Source organism: Kocuria himachalensis (genome assembly GCF_054784195.1).
In genome coordinates this window covers 1-18,201 of record NZ_BAAGPL010000022.1, presented here as the reverse complement: position 1 = coordinate 18,201, position 18,201 = coordinate 1, and the positions used below count along the sequence as shown (strand labels likewise).

Annotated in this window: 14 protein-coding genes; 5 read left to right on the top strand and 9 right to left on the bottom strand. The window is 72.6% G+C overall.

Going from position 1 to position 18,201, the window contains the following annotated elements; genetic code table 11:
• Window positions 1-367: 367 nt before the first annotated feature.
• Both ACYVM4_RS15735 and ACYVM4_RS15730 read left to right on the top strand, forming a co-directional pair.
• A complete protein-coding gene (locus ACYVM4_RS15735; protein WP_368823402.1) occupies window positions 368-2,314 on the top strand; it encodes a BCCT family transporter in 1,947 nt (648 codons plus the stop codon).
• A gap of 139 nt (window positions 2,315-2,453) precedes the next feature.
• Window positions 2,454-3,299 (top strand): IclR family transcriptional regulator, encoded by an 846-nt coding sequence (locus tag ACYVM4_RS15730; protein ID WP_368823401.1) that lies wholly within the window; start codon window positions 2,454-2,456, stop codon window positions 3,297-3,299.
• 249 nt (window positions 3,300-3,548) lie between these two features.
• On the opposite strand, the gene ACYVM4_RS15725 is transcribed toward ACYVM4_RS15730, so the two are convergent.
• Window positions 3,549-4,118, bottom strand: a complete 570-nt coding sequence (locus tag ACYVM4_RS15725) for a hypothetical protein (protein ID WP_460669134.1) — start codon at window positions 4,116-4,118, stop codon at window positions 3,549-3,551.
• Between the two features lie 522 nt (window positions 4,119-4,640).
• Here ACYVM4_RS15725 and ACYVM4_RS15720 point away from each other — a divergent pair.
• The gene (locus tag ACYVM4_RS15720) at window positions 4,641-5,315 is read left to right on the top strand and encodes an SDR family NAD(P)-dependent oxidoreductase (RefSeq protein WP_460669133.1); all 675 of its coding nucleotides are present in this window, start codon (window positions 4,641-4,643) and stop codon (window positions 5,313-5,315) included.
• A 43-nt stretch (window positions 5,316-5,358) separates the two neighbouring features.
• Here ACYVM4_RS15720 and ACYVM4_RS15715 read toward each other — a convergent pair whose 3' ends face one another.
• The 4 genes from ACYVM4_RS15715 to ACYVM4_RS15700 all read right to left on the bottom strand — a co-directional run bounded on the left by ACYVM4_RS15715 (window position 5,359) and on the right by ACYVM4_RS15700 (window position 10,935).
• On the bottom strand, window positions 5,359-6,474 hold the full coding sequence (locus ACYVM4_RS15715; RefSeq protein WP_460669132.1) for an NAD(P)-dependent alcohol dehydrogenase: 1,116 nt from the start codon (window positions 6,472-6,474) through the stop codon (window positions 5,359-5,361).
• A 104-nt stretch (window positions 6,475-6,578) separates the two neighbouring features.
• Window positions 6,579-8,213: an ATP-binding cassette domain-containing protein gene (locus ACYVM4_RS15710; RefSeq protein WP_460669131.1), complete on the bottom strand. Its 1,635-nt coding sequence runs from the start codon at window positions 8,211-8,213 to the stop codon at window positions 6,579-6,581.
• 396 nt (window positions 8,214-8,609) lie between these two features.
• Window positions 8,610-9,908, bottom strand: a complete 1,299-nt coding sequence (locus ACYVM4_RS15705; protein ID WP_368823396.1) for an MFS transporter — start codon at window positions 9,906-9,908, stop codon at window positions 8,610-8,612.
• 10 nt (window positions 9,909-9,918) lie between these two features.
• Complete coding sequence (locus ACYVM4_RS15700) at window positions 9,919-10,935, bottom strand: helix-turn-helix transcriptional regulator (RefSeq protein ID WP_460669130.1); 1,017 nt, start codon at window positions 10,933-10,935, stop codon at window positions 9,919-9,921.
• A 62-nt stretch (window positions 10,936-10,997) separates the two neighbouring features.
• Between ACYVM4_RS15700 and ACYVM4_RS15695 the strand changes: the two genes are divergently transcribed.
• Window positions 10,998-12,047 (top strand): ABC transporter ATP-binding protein, encoded by a 1,050-nt coding sequence (locus tag ACYVM4_RS15695; protein ID WP_460669129.1) that lies wholly within the window; start codon window positions 10,998-11,000, stop codon window positions 12,045-12,047.
• Window positions 12,044-12,868: an ABC transporter permease gene (locus ACYVM4_RS15690; RefSeq protein WP_368823393.1), complete on the top strand. Its 825-nt coding sequence runs from the start codon at window positions 12,044-12,046 to the stop codon at window positions 12,866-12,868. The genes ACYVM4_RS15695 and ACYVM4_RS15690 overlap by 4 nt, the downstream gene beginning before the upstream one ends.
• A gap of 43 nt (window positions 12,869-12,911) precedes the next feature.
• Here the strand turns inward: ACYVM4_RS15690 and ACYVM4_RS15685 are convergent, their stop codons facing one another.
• From ACYVM4_RS15685 to ACYVM4_RS15670, 4 genes are all read right to left on the bottom strand, one after another.
• Entirely contained in the window at window positions 12,912-13,928 is a 1,017-nt protein-coding gene (locus ACYVM4_RS15685) for a magnesium and cobalt transport protein CorA (protein WP_368823392.1), read from the bottom strand.
• Between the two features lie 196 nt (window positions 13,929-14,124).
• Window positions 14,125-15,147 carry a sugar ABC transporter permease gene (locus tag ACYVM4_RS15680; RefSeq protein WP_460669128.1) on the bottom strand — a complete coding sequence of 341 codons (1,023 nt, stop codon included), beginning with the start codon at window positions 15,145-15,147 and terminating at the stop codon, window positions 14,125-14,127.
• Between the two features lies 1 nt (window position 15,148).
• Window positions 15,149-16,780, bottom strand: coding sequence for an ABC transporter permease subunit (locus ACYVM4_RS15675; RefSeq protein ID WP_460669127.1), 1,632 nt, complete (start codon window positions 16,778-16,780; stop codon window positions 15,149-15,151).
• Window positions 16,777-18,009, bottom strand: coding sequence for a sugar ABC transporter substrate-binding protein (locus ACYVM4_RS15670; RefSeq protein WP_460669126.1), 1,233 nt, complete (start codon window positions 18,007-18,009; stop codon window positions 16,777-16,779). Before ACYVM4_RS15670 ends, ACYVM4_RS15675 begins: the two co-directional genes overlap by 4 nt.
• Window positions 18,010-18,201: the final 192 nt, after the last annotated feature.

The window sequence follows — 18,201 nt, the reverse complement described above, 5'->3', positions numbered from 1 at the left end:
CGAACACCACATCGGCGCCTTCCACGACTGGATCACCGACAAGATCGGCGACGTCGTCCCCGCGCAGCGCTAGTCCTGCTCTGAAGAACGGGGCCCCTGCACAGCGAGGCGGAGAGCCGGACGCCGGCGTCGACGACTGACGGGATCAGGATTCGACGCCGGCACCGGCCCCTCCACGCGTGAAGCGTCTGGAAAACCAGGACGCGTACCTGCACAATCAAATCACCGAGATTCCGGACAGCGCGAAAGCGGACTCTGCTCCCTGTGACCCGTGGGATGGACTGCCCGTCACCACATCCTCGAGCGGTGTCCGCCGGCTCTCTGCCTATGACGTCTCATCCTCATATATTCCCTGGAAGGGATCATGATGAGTACTGAAAATCTTCAACCAAGCGGATCGTCGGACGTGAACGCCCCGGCCTGTCCCGTCGACGACACGACGCACCTCCACGAGGCGGAGGCCGAGGAGACGCAGATCCTCGGCGAGCTCAGGGAGGGGGTCCAGGAACGGCGCCGCTCGCTCCGGGAGGAGCTCGGGGGCCTGGACAAGGTGATCATCGGCGTGACCGGCGCCCTGGTCATCGCCTTCGTGGTCTGGGGCTTCGTGGCCACCGAGAACCTCTCCACCGTCTCGACCGCGGCGCTGGGCTGGGTCCTGGAGAACACCGGGTGGATCTTCGTGCTGCTGTCCTCCCTGTTCGTCGCCTACGTCCTGTGGCTGGCCCTGGGACGGTTCGGCAACATCCCGCTGGGCAAGGACGGTGAACGGCCCGAGTTCAGGACCGTCTCGTGGATCTCCATGATGTTCGCCTGCGGCATGGGCATCGGCCTGATGTTCTACGGCGTCGCCGAGCCCCTCTTCTACTACATCTCCCCGCCGCCGGCCACGGTGGATGCCAGCACGGCCGAGGCCGTCGAGACGGCCATGGCCACGTCGCTGTTCCACTGGACGCTGCACCCCTGGGCCATGTACGCGGTGCTCGGCATCGCCATCGCCTACGGCACCTTCCGTCTGGGCCGCAAGAACCTGCTCTCCGAGGCGTTCGTGTCCGTCTTCGGGCGGCGGGCGGTCGACGGAGTCGGCGGCAAGATCATCAACATCCTGGCCATCTTCGCCACCCTCTTCGGCTCCGCGGCCTCGCTCGGCCTCGGCGCCCTGCAGATCGGCAGCGGCCTGCAGTTCAACGGCGTCGTGGGCGAGCTGGCCACCCCGCTGCTCGTGCTGATCATCGCGGTGCTCACCTTCTGCTTCGTCGCTTCCGCGGTGTCCGGGATCGAGCGCGGCATCCAGTTCCTGGCCAACACCAACATGGTGCTCGCAGTGGTCATGGCCCTCATCGTCTTCGTCGTGGGCCCCACCCTCTTCATCCTCAATCTCATCCCCAATGCCATCGGCTCCTACCTCCAGCAGCTGCCGGAGATGGCCGCCCGCACGGAGGCCTCCGGCGGTGAGGAGATGCGCGCCTGGCTCTCCAGCTGGACGATCTTCTACTGGGCCTGGTGGATCTCCTGGACGCCGTTCGTGGGCATGTTCATCGCCCGCATCAGCCGCGGTCGCACCATCCGCCAGTTCGTCACCGGGGTGCTGCTGGTGCCCTCCGTGGTGTCCCTGCTGTGGTTCGCCGTCTTCGGCGGCACCGCCATCCACATCCAGCGGGCCGCGAACGCGACGCCCGATCCCAACGACGGCATCGCCACGGTCGTCGACGGCGTCCCCACCATCTCCTTCGACGGCGCGATCTATGACATGTTCAGCAACCTCGGCGCTCCGCAGGCGCTGACCATCGGCCTGGCAATCCTGGCCATGGTGCTCACCGCCATCTTCTTCGTCACAGGCGCCGACTCGGCCTCCATCGTGATGGGCTCGCTCAGCTCCCGCGGCAGCCTCGAGCCGTCCAAGCCCATCGTGATCTTCTGGGGCGTGCTGATGGGCGCGGTCGCGGCCGTCATGCTCCTGGCCGGCGGGGACACCCCCGCGGAGGCGCTGGGCGGTCTGCAGCGGCTCACCATCGTCGCCGCACTGCCGTTCGTCCTCGTGATGTTCATCCTGTGCATCGCCCTGACCCGCGACCTGCGCGCGGACCCGATGTGGTTGCGCCAGCGGCTGTCGGACTCCGTGATGCGCCGCGCCATCCGCACCGCCGTGGACCAGTACGGGCACCAGAAGTTCACCCTGGTCACCCAGGAGAGCACGGACCCGCCCACAGCCCAGTTCCAGGCCGTGGACGCCACTGCCGCCGGTCAGCCGATCTACGCCCGGGAGAACGGCCAGGAGAACGGCCAGGTCCGCAAGAAGGGGGCGAGCCGCTCGTAACGACACGCCGTGCTGGGCCGGGGCAGGCCCCGGCCCAGCACGCAGGTCATCGGGCAGCCACCCACCGGGACCGGCCGTCCTCGGACGAAGCGGACGAAGCGGACGGAGTGCGAGGATGACGACTGACTACCATGGGGTCATGTCCCCACAAGCCCCCAGACCCTCATCCACTTCCGACGCCGCAACGGAGCAGCCCAGCTCGGACGGGGTGACCCCGGGCGGTGTCCAGTCCGTCGACCGCGCCATCACCGTGCTGGAGGTCCTCGCCCGGACCGGTGGGTCCACGGTGACCGAGGTGGCCGCGGAGCTGGGGGTGCACAAGTCCACTGCTTCACGGCTGCTCGGCGCCCTGGAGACCCGGGGTCTGGTGCACCACCCGAGCGACGGGAGCCCGTATCAGCTCGGTTTCGGCATCCTGCGGCTGGCGCACGCGATCCCCGGCCGGCTGAGCGTGGTGGCCGAGGCCCGCGACGAGGTCCGTGGCCTGGCCCGGGCCCACTCCGAGACGGTCAACCTGGCGGTCCTCCGCGAAGGTCACGCCGTCAACGTGGACCAGGAGATGGGGCCCAACTCGGTCGCGACCCACGACTGGATCGGCAGCCTGACCCCCCTGCACGCCACGTCCAGCGGGAAGGTGCTGCTGGCGGGGCTGCCGTCCGACGAGAGGGCCCACGTCCTCCGCGACCAGGGCATGCCGGCCCTCACCGCGCGCACGATCACGTCGAAGAAGCAGCTGGAACGGCAGCTGATCGAGGTGGCCGCCCGGGGCTACGCCACCGTGTGCGAGGAGTTCGAGATCGGGCTGAACTCCGTCGCCGTGCCCGTGCGCGACCACCTCGGCACGGTCATCGCCTCGATCAGCGTCTCGGGGCCGGCGTTCCGGTTCACGGAGCAGCACATGACCGACATCGTCGAGAACCTCAAGCAGGCCGGGCTGAGGGTCAGCCGGCGCATGGGATACGCACCCCTCGACGACTCCGAGTAGGAGGTTCCGCGCCGCGTCGCCCCTGGCGCAGTGCGGTCCACCACACGCGGATCCGCGTGCGCTGACCAGCAGCGACCGGCTGAGCCGCGGCGCGCCCCCGGACCTGCCGAACGCCCCTCTGCTCTGCGCCGCCGGGGAGGCCGGGCCGCCGCTGCGGCAACGACCCCAGGACCTCCCGGAGACCGCCGCACGACGACCGGCAAGCTCGGGGCAAACCCATGAGGTCGGGCGCTCAGGGCGTTCGGGCGATCACGCGCGGAAGGAGGCGATCATCGCCTCGACCTGCCGGTGCTGCTCCGACCCGGCGTACTCCTGGGCGGCCTCGAGCGTGGGGAAGTCGTGGACGGAGCTGAAGATCACCGTCCGGTAGGTGATGCCGTTGGGCGCGACCACCCCGGTCTCGACCAGCCCCAGGCCGTACATGACGTGCGGCAGCATCGCGGTGGGCGGAGGGGAGTCCGCATCGGTCAGGGAGGTCACGAGTCGCACCGCGTCCGGCCAGCCGTACGCGGTGCGCAGCTCGGGTGCGGCGGTCAGGTCCATGGCCACGGAGCGCACCACGAACTCCCCGCTGCTGGACAGGGGCACGCGCCCCGGGACGTCCCCGAGGTGGGCCACCGGCGGCATCGAGCAGTCGGGGCCGCACTCGGCGCCCCATGCGATGAGGACCGACAGGTGGCCGACGGGCGCACCGTCCGGCCCGAGCACCGTCACCGTGCCGCCGACGTCCGAGAACTCCCCGTCCACGCTCCAGGTCGCGGGCAGCTCGAAGGCGAAGGCCGCGTCGGCGGCCGTGCCCGAGTACGTCACGAGCTCCACGGGAGCGGAGGACGGACTCGCGGTGGGACTCGCTGTGGGAGTGCCCGTGGAGCCCCCGGTGGGGCCGGCGGTCGGACTCGTGGTCGGGTCGGTGGTCGGGCTCCCGGTAGTCGGCGAGGGGGAACCCGTGCCCGGTCCCGGCTCCGTCGGCGACTCCGCCACCGTGGTGGCCGGTGACGCGGCGGGGCTCGTGCCCTCCCCGGAGGGGACCTCGCCGGACGGGGTGCCGCAGGCGGCCAGGAGGAGCAGAGCCGCGGCGGCCGCGCCCAGCGCCCGGGTCGATCGTGACGTGGTCGGTGACATGTGGACGGCCCCCCGATCACGGAGCACCAGCGCGCGGGCGTCCGCCCGGCCCGGCCCCGAGGACTGCAATCTACGCCGACCGGTTCGCAGTCGGCAACGGTGGGAGGCGGGCACCCGAGGATCGTTGTGGAACTGCAGATCGCTGGGCGCTGTCGGAGAGGCTGGGTACGCTCGGAGCACGGCTCCGCTCCGGGGCCGCACCGGGGACAGGAGTGGGGCATGGACCTGAACGGCGCGAGGATCCTCGTGGTGGGGGCGACCGGCGTCCTGGGGCGGCGGCTGTGCGAACGGCTGAGCGAGCGCACCACCGACATCGTGGTGACCGGCCGCTCAGCCTCCAGCGCCGAGGAGCTGCGGCGCGGGCTCGGCCTGCGCGCGGCCCACGCCCTGGACCTCGTGGACCACGACGAGGCCGCGGCGGTCGTGGAGCGGGCGGCCGAGGAGCTCGGCGGGCTCGACGCCGTGGTGATCGCCACCGGGGTCGCCGCGTTCGGCCCGGCGGTCGACGAGGACGAGGCCGTCGTGGAGGAGCTGTTCGAGGTCAACGCCCTCGGGCCCATGGCCGTCATCCGGGCGGCCCTGCCCCACGTCGCGGACGGCGGCGCGGTCGCGGTCCTCACCGGCGTGGTCGCGGAGCTGCCACTGGCCGGGATGGCCGGCTACGCCGCCAGCAAGGCGGCCATGGCCTCGTGGCTGGGGTCGTTGCGGCGGGAGCTGCGCCGTCGTCGGATCGCGGTGATGGACGCGCGGCTGCCGCACATGGACACCGGGCTCGTGGACCGGGCACTGACCGGCCTGCCGCCCCGGCTGCCGCCGGGGCACAACGTGGACGACGTCATCGCGGCGGTGGAGCGCGGTCTCGAGCGCGGGGTCCACGAGCTCCGGATCGACTGACCGCCGGGGCCGCGCCCCGGGGCTCGGGTTCGCGGCGGCGCACTCACCCGGGCATGCGGATGATGGGCTTGACGACGTCGCCGGACTTGCTGTCGGCGAGGGCCTGTTCGATCTCGTCGAGCTCATAGAAGCGCACCAGTTCGTCGAAGGGGAACCGCCCCTGCCGGTGGAGGGCGATCAGGGCGGGGATGAACCTGCCGCTGCGGCTGCCGCCGCCCAGCACCCCGATGATCCGCTTGCCCCACAGTGCGTGCATGTGGTCCAGACTGAAGCGCGCCTGCGCGGGCGCGCCGCCGATGAGCACGAGCGTGCCCAGCATGCCCACGCAGTCCGCGGCCTGCTCCACGACCGGGACCACTCCCGTGCACTCGAAGACGTAGTCAGCGGCTCCGCCCGTGATCCTGGCGACCTCCGCGACCACGTCCGTGTCCCGGGAGTTGATGACGTGGGTGGCCCCGTAGCGGTCGGCCAGCTCGAGCCGGGAGTCGTGCAGGTCCACGGCGATGACCGTGGTGGCGGCGGTGCAGCGGGCGGCCATGATCGCTGCCAGCCCCACGGCCCCGACCCCGAAGACCACCAGGGACGAGCCCGGCTCCGGGCGGGCCTCGTTGAGCACCGCCCCGGCACCCGTGCCCAGCCCGCAGGCCAGGGGTCCGAGCAGCTCGAGCGGCACGTCGTCGGGAGCCTTCACGAGGGCGTCGGCGAGGACGAGCGAGTGGGTCGCGAACGAGGACTGGCCGAAGAAGTGACCCGAGACCTCCGAGCCGTCCGCCCGGGTGTAGGCCGAGGTCCCGGGCCTGTCGCCCCGGAAGCGGCGGCCCGAGACGAGGGCCTCCCCGGTCCGGAGGCAGTACCGGGGCTGCCCGTCCAGGCAGTTGCGGCACGCGCCGCACGAGGGCCAGCCGATGACGACCTGGTCGCCGGGCGCGACGGCGGTGACGCCCTCGCCGACCCGTTCCACGATGCCCGCGCCCTCGTGGCCCAGGATCCCGGGCAGCGGCAGCGGCATGTCGCCCTCGCGGGTGATGGCGTCGGTGTGGCAGACCCCGGTCGCGACGATGCGCACCAGGGCCTCTCCGCGGTCCGGTTCGGCGAGCTCGACGTCCTCCAGCTCGAACGGGGCGCCGATTCCCTCGACGACGGCGGCACGGATCCTCATGGTGTCCTCCTCGGCACTCCCGCTGCGGTGACGCGGCTCACGCGCCCTCTGCTCCGCAGTCTAGGGGCGGTTCCCCGCCCTGTCCTCCGCCCGGCGCCGGGCCGTCACAGCCTCAGCCGCGGCCAGCCCTTCGTGTCCCGCAGGAGCTGCCGGTCGTGGGTGGTCAGCACCACGGCCGCGGCCGTCGCGGCGAGGGCCTCGGTGAGCTCGTCCACGAGCGTGATGGAGAGGTGGTTGGTCGGCTCGTCCAGCAGCAGGGCGTGCGGCCGGGACGCCAGCACCACGGCGAGCTCGAGGCGCCGCCGCTGACCGGCGGACAGCTCCGCCACGGGGCGCCCGCGGTCCCGCGCCGTCAGCAGGCCCAGTGCCTCCAGCGGAGCCACCTCGTGCTCGGCCAGCCGGTCCGCGAGCACGAGCCGGACGAGCTCCTGCTCGTACACCTCCTGGGCGGAGCGCGCACCGTGCCGGATCCCCTCCTGCAGCAGGTGGCCGATCCGCACCCCGGGCGCGGACGTCCGGCGTCCCGTGGTGGGGGCCAGCGTGCCGGCGAGCACCTGCAGCAGGGTGGACTTGCCCGCCCCGTTGGGGCCTCCGACCACCAGCCGGTCCCCGGAATCCAGCACCACGTCGACGGGCCGGAGCAGCCGGCCCACCACCGTGACGCCCTCGGCGCGCACCAGCTCGACGCCGGGCAGCGCCGGCAGCTCGGGCACCGACAGCACCAGCGGGGGCTCGGGGACGTCCACGCGGTGCCGCTCGAGGTCCTCCTGCCGGCGGTGCACCGACTGGACGAGCCCCGGTGCGCGGGTGGCGCGGGTGTGCTTGCCGGTGCCCTTGTCCGGACGCCATCCGCCGCCCAGGCGGGAGCGTGCGCGGTCGAGGTCGCCGGCCAGCCGGGCGTGCTCGGCCTGCTGCTCCCGGTGGTCGTGGATCCACCGCGAGCGCTCGGCGGTGCGGCCGGCGCGCCAGCCCGCCACCCCGCCGCCGTACCACCGCGGGCGGCCGTCCCGGCTGGGGTCCAGGTCCAGGACGGTGTCGACCACCTGGCCCAGCAGCCGCCGGTCGTGGCTGACCAGGACCACGCCGCCGCGGAACTCGCGCAGCGCCGCGCCCAGGTGGGCCAGACCCGCGGCGTCGAGGTGGTTGGTGGGCTCGTCCAGCAGGAGGAGGTCGTGGACGGTGCCGAGCAGACAGGCCAGGCGCACCCGGTAGCGCTGGCCCACCGAGAGGGTCCCGAGCACCCGGGAGCGGTCGGTCACGGCATGCAGGGCCTGCAGGGCCAGCTCCACCCGTCGGTCGGCGTCCCAGGCGTCGAGGGCCTGGGCGACCGTCAGCGCCTGCTCGTACTCCTCTGCGGCGGACGGCTCGTGCGCGGCGAGGGCGCGGGCGGCGGCCTCGACCTGTGCCACCGCGGTGTGCTCGGCGGTGAGCTCGAGGTCCAGGAGATCCCCCACGGTGCCCTCGGGCGGCACGGGGAGCTCCTGGTCCACCACGGCGAGTGTGCCGGTGCGGCGGACGGTGCCGGCGTCCGGGAGGAGGGCCCCCGAGAGCACCTCCAGCAGAGAGGTCTTGCCGCGGCTGTTCTCCCCCACCACGCCGAGGCGGGTGGTGGGGTTGATCGTGAGGTCGAGCCCGTCCAGGACGGTGCGGGACCCGCGGACCAGGCGGATACCGGTGGCGGTCAGCTGGGCGTGCTCGCCCGCGGGCACGGCGGGGTGGTGGACGGGAACGGTGGACATGCTTCCTCCGGAGGTGCGGAGCGGCGCGCGGCGGGACGGCCGGGGCTCCTGACGAGGGGACGGGTGGGCAGGACGACGGACCGCCGCGGCGGACGTGCCGCGCGGCGGGATCCGGAACCCGTCAGAGGAAGAAGTGGTGGAACATGGTCGCTCCAGGATAGCCCGGGGCCACCGGCTCCAGGGTGTGCCGCCCAGATCCATCCACCCCGCCGAACCCCCGGACCTCCCCGCCCAGTCCCCACATCGCGACCACCCACCCCGCCGAACCGCCACGCCAGCACCGAATCCCCCGATCAGTCGTGGGGATTCGGCACAGGAATGGGGACTCGACGCTCACGACGCACCGAGCGTGGGGGCTCGACGTCCTGAGGAGAGGGAGGGAGCGGAGGGCCGGGGTCAGAGGGCCCGGCGCTCCCGCAGGACGCCGGCCATCAGGGCCGCGACGAGCGCGAAGACGGGGACCACGAGCAGCGCCGCACGCAGTCCCACGGCGTCGGAGAGCACCCCGACGGCCGGGGACAGGCCCAGGAAGCTGATCCGCATCAGCCAGCTGACCAGCGCCAGGCCCGTCCCGGCCCGCAGCCCGGGGATGTCGTCGGCGGCGTGGAAGGCCGCGGGCACGAGCGTGGCGCAGCCGAAGCCGGCCAGCGCGAAGCCCGCGACGGCCACGACCGGCGCCGGGGCGAGGATCACGAGCAGCATCCCGGCCGCGCTCAGGGCGGCGCCGGCGCGGACCACCGCGGCACGACCCCAGCGGTCGGTCATGGGGTCGCCGAGCATCCGGCCCACGAACTGCGCCGCCATGAGCGCCACGAGCCCGAGGCCCGCGGTGGCCAGCGGAGCGCCGAGCTCGGTGTTGAGGTACACCGCCGACCAGTTCTGCCCGGCGTCCTCCACCATGACCCCGGCCATCGCGATCACGGCCACGGGGAGGAGGCTGACGACGACGATGCGCCCCGTCGCCCGGTGCCCCGTCCCGGCGCGCCCGGAGCCGGGGTCCGTCGAGGAGCCGGTGGCACCGGGGCCCGTCGTCGTCGTGCCGTCCGGCAGGGCGTCGTCCGGACGGACCGTGCGCAGCTCCTGGCCCTCCGCCGGGCTCAGCGCGGAGCGCAGCGCCACCAGGGCGACCGCGCTCCAGACGAGCCCGCTCGCCGGCAGGTGCCACCCCAGGGGCACGCCGAGGGCGAGCGCCGCGGCGCCCATGAGCCCGCCGGCCACGGCACCCAGGCTCCACAGGGCGTGCAGGGAGTTGATGATGGAGCGGCCGCGGGCTCGCTGGACCTCCATCCCCTGGGCGTTCTGGGCGGTGTCCACGTGGGCGTCCAGGGCACCGCCGAGGAACATCGCCGCGAGGAACACCCCCACGCCCACCCCCGTGCCGGCGCCCAGGCCCGCCCCGGCTCCGGCGGCCGCGAGGCACACGGAGAGCAGGACGGTGCCCAGCGCCGCCACCCGGCCGGAGCCGAAGCGGCGGATCGCCCGGGCCGGAAGGGCTCCCACGAGGATCGCCCCGAGCGGGAACGCCACGACCACCAGGCCGTAGAGGGTGTTGGTGAGCCCGAACGCGTCCTTGACCTCCGGCAGGCGCGGCAGCAGGTTGGCGTAGAGAGCCCCGTTGGTGAGGAAGAACGCGGACACCGCGATCCGGGCGCGCCGGACCCGGGCGGGATCGAGGGCGGTGGTGTGGACGGTCACGCCCACGACTCTAAGGGCTGGTTCCCCCCGCCTCCGCACCCGGTCCCCCGGCGGCGGGAGGAGGCGGGCCGTCCAGGGCGCCGCCGAGCCGGTCCCGGAAGCCGCGCAGGGCCTCGGCGACCTCGTCCGAGCAGAGCAGCCGCCACGGCACGTCCTCCGGGATCCACGGCAGCGCCATCAGCAGCTCGGGGATCGAGCCGCCCGTGACGGTCCAGTCGACGGTGTCCCCGGGTCCCTGCACGGCCGTGGCCGCCCACGGCCCGAACTCCTCGCGGACCCGATCCGGGCTCACGGTCATCCGCACCGTCAGCTCGTGGCGCGCGGCGGCCGCGCCGTGCGCCGCGAGGACGAACTCGGCGGCGTCCGCGGCAGGCAGCTCCCGCGGCGCGACGCGCACCGCGGTGCCCACCAGCTTCCGCAGGCGGTCGATGCGGAACGTGCGCCAGTCGGCACGGTCGGCGTCCCAGGCCACGAGGTACCACCACCGGTCCCGCGGGACCAGGGAGTGCGGCTCGACCAGACGGGCGCTGTCCCGGCCCCGCCGGTCGACGTAGTGGAAGCGCACGCGCTCGTGGTCGCGGCAGGCCAGCGCGAGCTGGGCGAGGACCTCGGTGGCCACGTGCACATCCGTGCGGGCCGCCGGGACGGTGTGCGCCTGCAGCGCGGCGACCCGGCGGCGCAGGTGCCGCGGCAGCACCTGCTGGACCTTGGCCAGGGCGCTCAGCGAGGTCTGCTCGCCGTCGCCGACGCCGTGGACCGCGGCGGTGCGCAGCCCCACGGCGATGGCCACGGCCTCGTCGTCGTCGAGCAGCAGGGGCGGGATGCTGGTGCCGCCCGCGAGCTGGTACCCGCCCGCCGTGCCGGGGCGGGCGGAGACCTCGTAGCCGAGCTCGCGCAGCCGGTCGATGTCCCGGCGCAGCGTCCGCCCGGACACCGACAGCCGCTCGGCGAGCTCGGGCCCGGACCAGTACCGGTGGGTCTGCAGCAGGGACAGCAGCCGGAGCACCCGGGACGTCGGATCGGACATGTCCCGCAATCTACGCCCCCCTGCGGACAGCCGGTGGCCTGAATGCGCTCTACCGTGGACCCATGAGCACCCCACCCATCATCAGCGCCCGCGGGCTGAGCAAGAGCTTCCGCGGACCCGGTGGCCGGACCGTCGAAGCGGTGCGCGACCTGACCATGGACGTGGCGCCGGGCACGCTGACCGCGTTCCTCGGGCCCAACGGCGCGGGCAAGTCGACCTCGCTGCGCATGCTCACCACGCTGCTGCGGCCCACGGGCGGCACCGCCACCGTGTGCGGGTTCGACGTCGCCCGGCAGCCGGCCGAGGTGCGCGCCCGCATCGGCTACATCGGGCAGAAGAACGGGGCCGGGCAGTACCAGCGGGTCCGCGACGAGCTCCTCAGCCAGGGCGCCCTGTACGGGCTGAGCCGGGCGGAGACCCGGCGCCGCGTGGACGAGCTCGTGGAGGCCCTCGGCCTCGGCGACCTCGTCCGCCGGCCCACGATGAAGCTCTCCGGCGGTCAGCGCCGCCGCGTGGACATCGCCCTGGGGCTGATCCCCGGCCCCGAGCTGCTCTTCCTCGACGAGCCCACGACCGGGCTGGACCCGCAGTCCCGTGCGCACCTGTGGGAGCACATCCTCGAGCTGCGCCGGCGCTACGGGACCACCCTGTTCCTCACCACCCACTACCTCGACGAGGCCGACCAGTTCGCCGAGCGGGTCATGGTCGTGGACCGCGGACGGATCATCGCCGACGACACCGCGTCCCGGCTGAAGACGGACCTGGCCGGCGACCGGATCACCCTCACCCTCGACGCCGACCCGTCCGCCGCCGTGGCGGCCGTCCGGCGCGCGGCCGGTGCCGCGGGGGCCGGCGGCGCCGAACCGGAGGCGGCCCCGGCCGGGGAGGGCACACGCGTGGTCGTCGCGGTCGAGCACGGCGAGCGCGTGCTGCCCGCCCTGCTGCGCGAGCTGGACCGGGACGGCCACACCGTGCGGACCGCCGAGCTCGCCCGACCGACCCTCGACGACGTCTTCCTCCGGCTCACCGGCCGGAGCCTGCGCGAGGAGCGGGCAGACGCGTCCGAGACCGACCCGGCCCCCGAGGCCACCGGCGTGGGAGCACCCCGATGACCACCGTTCCGACCACCCGCGAGTCGTCCGGCGGCACCACCGGCGACGGCACCGGACGGGCCCGCCCGGCCGGGATCCTCCACGACTCCGTCAGCGTCTTCGTCCGCGAGCTCCGGCCCGTGGTCCGCGACCCCTTCAGCCTGGTGTTCTCGCTCATGCAGCCGCTGATGTTCCTCGCCTTCTTCGGCCCGCTCCTCGGCGGGATGACCGGGTTGCCCCTCGACCAGGCCTTCCAGTGGTTCGTGCCGGGCATCGTGGTGATGATCGCACTGTTCGGCACCGCGATGACCGGCTCGAACCTGCTGTTCGAGATCCAGTCCGGGGCGCACGAGAGGATGCTGGTGGCGCCGGTGACCCGCTCGGCGCTCATGGTGGGGCGCGCGTGCAAGGAGATGGTGCCGCTGGTCCTGCAGGCGCTGGTGCTCTCCGGGGTGGCCGCGTTCTTCGGCTTCCGCCCGTCCCTGCCCGGCATGGTGGTGGGCCTGGCGATCCTCGCGGTCTTCGGGGTGGGGCTGGGGGCGCTGAGCTACGCCCTGGCCATCGTCTCCCGGAACCGGGACTGGATGTTCTGGACCGTGCAGCAGGGGCTGCTGTTCCCGCTCATGCTGCTGTCCGGGATGCTCCTGCCGCTCGAGGCCGGTCCGGGGTGGATGCAGGCGCTCTCGCGCTTCAACCCGCTCACCTACATGGTCGACGCCGAGCGGGCCCTGTTCAACGGCCAGTTCGGCGACCCGGCCGTGGCGGCCGGCGCCGTCGCGGCGGTCGTGCTGGCCGCCCTGGGCCTGGCCGTGGGGATCCGGGCGATGCGCAACAGCATCTGAGCGGCTCCCCGGGAACGTCGACGGGGAGGACGCCCAGTGCCGCTCAGAGCCACCGCTTCCACTTGAACACCCCGTAGAGGGCCACCCCCATGCCCAGCATGGCCAGCAGCGCGAGCGGGTAGCCCAGCGACCACGAGAGCTCGGGCATGTGCTCGAAGTTCATCCCGTACACCGTGCCCACCAGGGTCGGGGCGAAGAGGATCGCGGCCCAGGAGGAGATCCGCTTGACCTCCTCGCTCTGCGCCAGGGCTGACTCGGTGAGCCGCTGCATCTCGTCGTTCTGCCGCTGCCCCACCAGGGTCGCGTGCACCGTGAGGGCGTTCTGCAGGAGCAACCGGAACGCGTCCGCGCGCTCGCCCACCCGGATGGCGTGGTCCTGGACGTCCCGCAGCCGCTGCTGCAGCTCGACACCGAGCCCGTACTTCTCCGCCCCGGACTGCAGGGCCTCCAGCATGGCCACGAGCGGGTGGACGGCGCGCTGGAACTCGATGACCTCCCGGGAGAGCTCGTAGACGCGGCGGGAGACGTCCCGGTCCGCGCCGAAGATCTGGTCCTCGATCTCGTCGATGTCGTTCTCGAGCCCCGCGACCACGGGGGCGTAGCCGTCGACCACCTCGTCGAGGATCCCGTACAGAACCGCCTGCGGGCCGGTGCCCAGCAGCTCCGGCGAGGCCTCCAGCCGGCGCCGGACCGCGGCCAGGTCCGGGGACTCGGCGTGGCGGACCGTCACCACGAAGTCGCGGCCCACGAACACGTGCAGCTCCCCGAACTCGACCTTCTCCACGTCGTCCAGGTAGCGGGCCGGGCGCAGCACCACGAAGAGGGTGTCCCCGAAGCGCTCCAGCTTGGCGCGCTGGTGGCCCTTCAGGGCGTCCTCCACCGCGAGGTCGTGCAGCCGGAACTCCGCAGCCACGGACTGCACCTCGGCCCGCTCGGGGCGGTACAGACCGATCCAGGCCATCCCGCCGCGCCCGCGCAGCGTCGCGTAGGTCTCGTCGAGGTCCTCCGGGCTCGACGCGCGCCGGCCCTCCACGTACACCACGTTGTCCACCAGTGTCACCGCGTGCCACCTCCTGTCCTGACCGTCGTTCGTCCCGCCCCATCATGGCAGGACCGGCCCCGGGCCAGGACCGCCCCCTCACGGCACCCCCCTTCCACGAACTCACCGGTCCCCCCGGGACCGCAGCACGGAGGCCGCGGTGTCGGGGGACCGGTGAGTTCGGCGGAGACGGACGGACGGGCCGGTGGGCGGACGGTCAGCCCTTCACGGCGCCACCGGTGAGCCCGGAGACGATGAAGCGCTGGAGGAACAGGAACATCGCGACGACCGGGACGGCCGCCAGGATCGCCCCGGCCGTGAACACGCCCCAGTTCTCGCCGAACTGCACGGCGACGAACTGGTACAGCCCCACGGCCAGCGTGTACTGGCCCGGGTCCTGGAGCACGATCTGGGCCAGCAGGAAGTCCGAGAAGGACGTGATGAAGGACAGCATCCCGACCACCACGAGGATCGGTGTGACCAGCGGCAGGATCATCGTCCAGTAGATCTGGGCGTGCGAGGCGCCGTCGATGCTCGCGGCCTCGTCGAGGTCCTTGGGGATGGTGTTGAAGAAGCCGTACATCAGGAACGTGTTGGCCCCCAGCGCCCCGCCCAGGTACACGGCCACCAGGCCGAGCCGGGAGTTCAGTCCCATGAACGGGTAGACCTCGGAGATCGCGAAGAGCAGCAGGAAGATCGCCACGAAGGCCAGCAGCTGCGGGAACATCTGGATCACGAGCAGGGCCAGCAGCCCGCCCTTGCGCGACCGGAAGCGGAACCGGGAGAAGGCGTAGGCGGCGGCCGCGCCCATGAGCACGGTGCCCACGGCCGTGGTGACGGAGACGAACATGGAGTTCCCGAACCAGGTGAGGTACGGGTTCTGCGGGTCGGTCAGCAGGTTGGTGTAGTTGGCGCCCGTGACGTCCGAGAACAGCTGGTTCGACCCCAGGAGGGACCCGGAGGCCGAGAGGGAGGCCGAGAGGGCGTAGACCAGCGGGAAGAGGGCGAAGGCGCACGCCGCGAGCGCGGCGAGGTGCTTCCACCCACCGCGGGCGGAGCGACGGCGCCTGCGGGACCGGGGAGCCCCGGGTGCGGCGCCCGGGGGCCGCAGCGTGTCCGTCGGCTGGAGGGTGTTCGGGGTTCCGGCGGACGGCGCTGCCGCGGCGGCGGCCCAGGGGGCACGGTCCGTGCCGTCGGGGCCGGGACGGTCGCGCGGGGTGGGTGTGGTGGGAGTGGACATGTCAGCTGATCTCCTCGAGAGCCTTGCTGCGGCGGAACGTCAGCGCGGAGATGACGGCCACCATGATGAAGATGAGGATGGACAGGGCGGAGGCCAGACCGTAGTCGTTGTTCCCGCCGGCGAACGCGATCTTGTAGACGAACGAGATGAGGATGTCCGTGGCACCGACACCGGTCGTGGACTCCAGGTCCTGGGGGCCGCCGCCGGTCAGCAGGTAGATCACGTTGAAGTTGTTGAAGTTCATCGCGAAGGACGCGATGAGCATCGGCCCCACCGCGACCAGGAGCATCGGCAGGGTGATCGCCCGGAACTGGCGCACCGGCCCCGCACCGTCCATCTCGGCCGACTCGTAGAGCTCTCCCGGGATGGACTGGAGGGCGCCGGTGGTCACGAGGAACATGTACGGGAAGCCGAGCCAGAGGTTCACCAGCACCACGGAGAGCTTGGCCATCCAGGCGTTGTCGAGCCAGGGGACCGCGGTGCCGCCCAGCAGGACCTCGTTGACGAAGCCGAAGTCCGTGTTGAGCAGACCCGCCCAGATGAGGATGGAGAGGAAGCCCGGGAACGCGTACGGCAGGAAGATGATGGCGCGGTAGACGTTCCGGAACCTCAGCTTCTCGTCGTTGAACAGGATGGCCAGCAGCAGGCCGAGGAAGAACGTCAGCACCACCGAGAGGATCGCGAAGGCGAAGGTCCACAGGGTCACGGAGACGAACGGGCCGCCGAGGACCTCCGGGTCGAAGATCGCCCCGAAGTTGTCCAGGCCCACGAAGACCCGCCAGCCCGGTCGCAGGGCCTCGCCGTCGGGACCCACGAACGCGCCCTCGCCGTTGTTCGCGTACACGGTGCCGTCGTCGGCGACCATGGCGTCGGCCGCCTCGTCGTGCACGAGCGTCGGCTCGTAGGCGTAGGCGGTGCGGCCGTCGTCGGTGCGCAGCACGCCCTCGGCCGCCTGCTCGCCCACGGGCACCCGCAGGTCCGCCAGCTCGCCGGCGGACGCCACGACGCCCCCGTAGTCGAGGACCTCGTAGCCGGGCGCCTCGGCCACCCGGCCGTCGGCGGCGGTCGCGCCGTCCAGCGGGGCCAGCGACTGGTCCGCCGTCCCCACGAGCACCTGGCCGTCGCGCACCGTGGCCAGGGCCAGTCCGTCCTCGCCCTCGAGCACCGTGACGGGGTACGCGTCGGTGCCCTCGATCCGCTGCTCGTACGTGGTGGTGAGCTGGGTGATCGCCGCGTCCTTGGACGCGTTGTGGCCGTCGCCGTAGTTCGTGAACGCCGTGGCGGCCGTGTAGATCAGCACGAAGATCTGGAAGACGAGGAGGAAGATCAGGCCGGGGAAGAGGTACTTGGCGGGCAGGATCCTCCGGGTGGGCAGGAAGTAGACGAGGTCGGCGACGACGAGGGCGGCCACGAGGAACACCAGGATGCCCCAGCTGCCCGCCGCCCAGGACGCCAGGATGCCGTAGAGCCCGAAGGCGTTGATGAGGGCCATCAGGATCAGCTTGACCACGAAGCCCAGGCCGAATCCCCGGGAGTGCGACCGGCGGAGGTCCAGGGGCTCGCCGAGCCCGTTGCCGCCCGGCGTCTGCACGGGGGCGGCGGTCCCACCCGGTGCGGTGGTGCTCGTGCTCATGAGATCTGTCCTTCGATGTTGTCGATCATGCGGTCCCACAGCTCCACGGGGTCCCCGCGGCCGTCCACGATGGCGTTCTCCGTGGTGCCCCAGAAGCTCCACACCGCTCCCATCTCGGGGATGGCCGGCATGGGCAGGCCCGTCTCGGCGATCTGCGCGTAGGTGGAGCGCAGCGGGTCGCCCTCCATCCGGTCCACGGCCACCGTGCTGGCTGGCGGCCGGCCCGTGCTCTCGTACAGGGCGGACTGGGTCTCAGGGCGGGTCAGGTAGTTGGCGGCGAAGTCCTGGGCCGCCATCGGGTTCTGCGCGTTGGCGTTGACGAAGAACGCCTGGACGCCCACGAACGGGCGGGCCTCCTCGTTCCCGGCCGGCGGCACGGGCAGGACGCTCACGTCCATGCCGGCGGCCTCGATGTCGGTCAGCTCCCACGGCCCGCCCAGGTGGAAGGCGGACTGGCCGTTGAGGAAGGACTCCTTGGCGATGTCCGGGGTCATGGACGTGCGCAGGTCCCCGGAGGCTCCGAGCTCCTGCAGGTAGCGGGCGAACCGATGACCCCCCTCGCCGCCCATGGTGAGGTCGCTCGTGTACTCGCCCTCCTCGGTGCGCTCGAACACCTCCGCCCCGAACGAGGTCTGCAGGGCGTACAGGTGGTACGGGTCGCCGGTCTCCGGGGACTGGCTGACCGTGAACGGGTACTCGACGTCGCGTTCCTCCATGATCCGGCGCCCCTCGGCCCGCAGCTCGTCGAAGGTCGCCGGGCCCTCGGTAGTGAGCTCGTTGTTGCGCAGCAGGGCAACATTCTCGATCGCGAATGGGATGCCGTAGCTCACGCCGTTGTAGACCACGGCCTCCCGGGCGTTCTCGGTGAAGTCCTCCGCCCGCTCCCCCATCTCCACGGGGGCGACGACGCCGTTGGCGGCGAGCTGGCCGAGGTTGTCGTGCGGCGAGACGAGGATGTCCGGGGCCTGCCCCGTGGGGGACTGCGAGATGAAGTTGGAGAGCGTCTGCGCGTTGACCTCGCGCTGGACGAACTCCACCACCACCCCGGTGTCGGCGGTGAAGTCCTCGGCGACCTCCTGCAGCACCGGGATCTCGCCGGTGCCGGCCTGGATCTTGATGCTGCCCGGCCCGCCGGCCAGGCCGGCGACCCCGGCCGTGGGCGCCGACGAGCACCCGGCGAGCAGGAGCGCGGCACCGACGGCGCAGACCGCCCGGTGGATGTGTTTCATGGTGGGGTTCCTCGATCTCTTCCGTGGTCTCGCGGTCGCGACGACCGGTCGGTGCGGGGTGGTGCGGGTCGGTCGTGGCCCGGGGGTTCAGTCGGGCAGGCGGGTGCCGGTGGTGGTGTCGAAGAGATGCACGCGGTCCAGGTCCGGGGCGACCCAGATCCTCTGCCCGGCCCGGGGCGGGGTGCGGCCCTC

Bases quoted from the DNA above. Each gene is read 5' to 3' on its own strand.
- ACYVM4_RS15735 (WP_368823402.1), top strand. From the start codon at position 368: ATGAGTACTGAAAATCTTCAACCAAGCGGATCGTCGGACGTGAACGCC.
- ACYVM4_RS15730 (WP_368823401.1), top strand. From the start codon at position 2,454: ATGTCCCCACAAGCCCCCAGACCCTCATCCACTTCCGACGCCGCAACG.
- ACYVM4_RS15720 (WP_460669133.1), top strand. From the start codon at position 4,641: ATGGACCTGAACGGCGCGAGGATCCTCGTGGTGGGGGCGACCGGCGTC.
- ACYVM4_RS15715 (WP_460669132.1), bottom strand. From the start codon at position 6,474: ATGAGGATCCGTGCCGCCGTCGTCGAGGGAATCGGCGCCCCGTTCGAG.
- ACYVM4_RS15710 (WP_460669131.1), bottom strand. From the start codon at position 8,213: ATGTCCACCGTTCCCGTCCACCACCCCGCCGTGCCCGCGGGCGAGCAC.
- ACYVM4_RS15700 (WP_460669130.1), bottom strand. From the start codon at position 10,935: ATGTCCGATCCGACGTCCCGGGTGCTCCGGCTGCTGTCCCTGCTGCAG.
- ACYVM4_RS15695 (WP_460669129.1), top strand. From the start codon at position 10,998: ATGAGCACCCCACCCATCATCAGCGCCCGCGGGCTGAGCAAGAGCTTC.
- ACYVM4_RS15690 (WP_368823393.1), top strand. From the start codon at position 12,044: ATGACCACCGTTCCGACCACCCGCGAGTCGTCCGGCGGCACCACCGGC.
- ACYVM4_RS15680 (WP_460669128.1), bottom strand. From the start codon at position 15,147: ATGTCCACTCCCACCACACCCACCCCGCGCGACCGTCCCGGCCCCGAC.
- ACYVM4_RS15675 (WP_460669127.1), bottom strand. From the start codon at position 16,780: ATGAGCACGAGCACCACCGCACCGGGTGGGACCGCCGCCCCCGTGCAG.
- ACYVM4_RS15670 (WP_460669126.1), bottom strand. From the start codon at position 18,009: ATGAAACACATCCACCGGGCGGTCTGCGCCGTCGGTGCCGCGCTCCTG.